This window comes from Muriicola sp., from assembly GCF_049669965.1.
Lineage (GTDB): Bacteria > Bacteroidota > Bacteroidia > Flavobacteriales > Flavobacteriaceae > Muriicola.
The window spans coordinates 1-2548 of record NZ_JBATLB010000254.1 but is presented as its reverse complement, the minus strand read 5'-3'; the positions used below and the strand labels follow the sequence as shown (position 1 = coordinate 2548).

The window sequence follows — 2548 nt, the reverse complement described above, 5'->3', positions numbered from 1 at the left end:
GCTAAGAGAAATGAGTTCATTTCTTCAGAAAAAAGAAGGCTTCCGAATTCTTCCGGCCTCTACGGCAGGTTTAATAGCCTTGTTAGAACTTCACGAACAGCATCCTATGGAACCAGATAGATATGTGGCCATCCTAACTGCAAAAAATTAAGTTATACCTATGAAAAAATCTATAGACGGGAATGCGCTGGTATATTGTGAAGGCGCTTTTAACACTCCCAACGGCAAAACCGCCCATGGATTGGTGCGTTTTACAGAACGATACAATGTAGTGGGTGTACTCGATAGCAGGTATGCCGATAAAGATGCAGGGGAAGTATTGGATGGTAAAATAAACGGCATCCCTATTTTTAAGGATCTGAAGACTGCAGTAGCTCATTTGCAAAACGAAGAAAATCGCCCCAAAAGCCTGGTTATTGGGCTGGCGCCGGATGGAGGCCGACTCCCGAAAGAGGCCAGGCAAAGTATTCGTGAAGCCCTGGAGCAAGGGTGGAATGTGGATAGTGGTTTGCACGACTTTCTGACGAACGATGAATCTTTAATGGCCATTGCCCATAAAAACGGATGCAGGGTACGAGATGTTCGCAAAACTCCGGACCGCGACAAACTTCATTTTTTTACCGGAGATATTGAAAAGGTAGATTGCTTAAAACTGGCGATCCTTGGAACCGATTCTGCCATAGGAAAACGCACAACGGCATGGATATTGGTACATGCGTTCAGAAAAGCCGGATTGAAAGCAGAAATGATAGGAACCGGCCAAACCGGCTGGATGCAGGGTGCAAAATACAGTATGATATTAGATAGTTGTATAAACGACTTTGTTTCCGGGGAAATAGAGCACGCCGTGGTTAGTGCCTGGAAAAACGAAAATCCTGATGTTGTGGTGATAGAAGGGCAGGGGAGTTTAATGAATCCGGCCTATCCAGGGGGTTTTGAGATTCTTGCTGCCGGCAGACCAGACTATGTGATCCTGCAACATGCGCCCAAAAGAGCAGAATATGATGGCTTCCCGGGATATCCCTTGCACAGTTTACCAGAACAAATAAAAGCTATAGAAGTGATATCTGGTAAGAAGGTGATTGCTATAACCGTGAATCATGAAGATATGACCAAAGAAGAAATAGGTCCGGCATGTAAAGATATAACCATTGAGACAGGAATTCCCGCTTTTGATGTGTTGGCCTTTGGAGCCGATGAGCTGGTGAGCCTTTTAAGAGACAAAATATAAGTTGATGCTAAAGAAAATAGGATTCATCATATGCCTTTTCCAATCTGTTTTGCTTTTATCTCAGCAATACACCGCTCAGGAACTGCAAAAATATGTACAGGAATTTAAGAAGGATATTCGGGGGCCGTATAAGGATATTCGATGGTTTTGTACCGATGGCAGTATACGTCAGCCTAAAGATCCTTGTCCTGACCAAATAGGACCGGGGGTACAGCATGCACGGTATAAGGATGTAGTGGAAGCTATCGCCAAAAAAAACAATATCTATTTGGGACAGATCCTGGTGTACTCTAAAGTTTCTGATTTTTGGGATCCAAAGCACAATTTTACGCGATTAAAACAGTATCAGATAGATAAATACCTGCGGACAGTAGATCTGGGGTGGATCAACACCAAAGGCCGCTATTACAGAGGGTCTATACAGGCAGAAGACGAGACAGGGTGGGGTTTAGCATTCTTTCAGGAAGTGTTATCTGATGATTCTAACATCAAGCAACATTTCTTTGTCATTAGGAATGCCATGCGCGATTTGCCCTACCAGGAAGATGAGAACCTTGCACAACAGATGCGGAGTCAGTCTAAGGTGATCTCAGATCTTTATCCTGCCTTTATGGATCTGCGAGTAAAAATCCACAGTCAGCCACAAAGCCGAGACATTCAAGAGGTTGTTCGTTTTGTGGAAAATAACAAAGGAAAACTTACGCCAGAGCTCAGCACTCAATTCACCGCCCTATTAAAATCAATGAATGCCTTTTTTGAGCCCACAGATCTGAAACAGCTGGCCAAGGGATTAACGGTTAAAGGAAATCCGGAACTCGAAGCTCAAATTTCAGGTTTTGTACAGTCCGGACAAGATAAAAACGCCTCTGCACTCATTCAGGAAAGTGCCGAACTTATGTGGGCCATCAGACAAAACATCCTTACGGCCAATACTTCAAAATCAAGACTACAGTTATTGGATCTGTCCCTGAAACTGGAGGACATTATTTTCAAAAATGAAGAAGCCTGGAACCCTGACGATGTGAAGGGACAGCTTCAGAAAATATGCAGCCTCGGGCTTGCCTCGGCCGCAGCTGGTTATATGGAGATCCATGAATGGGAACAACTTGTTGCTGATCTGAGCAATTTTGGGAAATCCTCACTCACTCTGGAAGAACTTACGTACACCCTAAGCAGGGCGAGAAGCGCTGTAGAATGGAGTACCAGTATGTTTAAGGCTCAATTTGATGAAGTAATGGCTTTATACACTCCTTTTGAACCATTGGCAAATAGTTTTATTGACGACAAAATACGGGGATCGCTAGTGTTGCAACTTGG

Annotated in this window: 1 protein-coding gene and 1 pseudogene; both read left to right on the top strand. The window is 43.9% G+C overall.

Features of this window, described 5'->3' with window-relative positions:
• Window positions 1-160 precede the first annotated feature (160 nt).
• Window positions 161-1231, top strand: coding sequence for a DUF1611 domain-containing protein (locus WBM49_RS12795; RefSeq protein WP_424372441.1), 1071 nt, complete (start codon window positions 161-163; stop codon window positions 1229-1231).
• A 4-nt stretch (window positions 1232-1235) separates the two neighbouring features.
• Window positions 1236-2548 (top strand): annotated as a pseudogene (locus WBM49_RS12790) (PEP/pyruvate-binding domain-containing protein); the annotation flags it as partial.

Excerpts from the sequence above, each read along its gene's own strand:
- WBM49_RS12795 (WP_424372441.1), top strand. The coding sequence starts at position 161 with ATGAAAAAATCTATAGACGGGAATGCGCTGGTATATTGTGAAGGCGCT.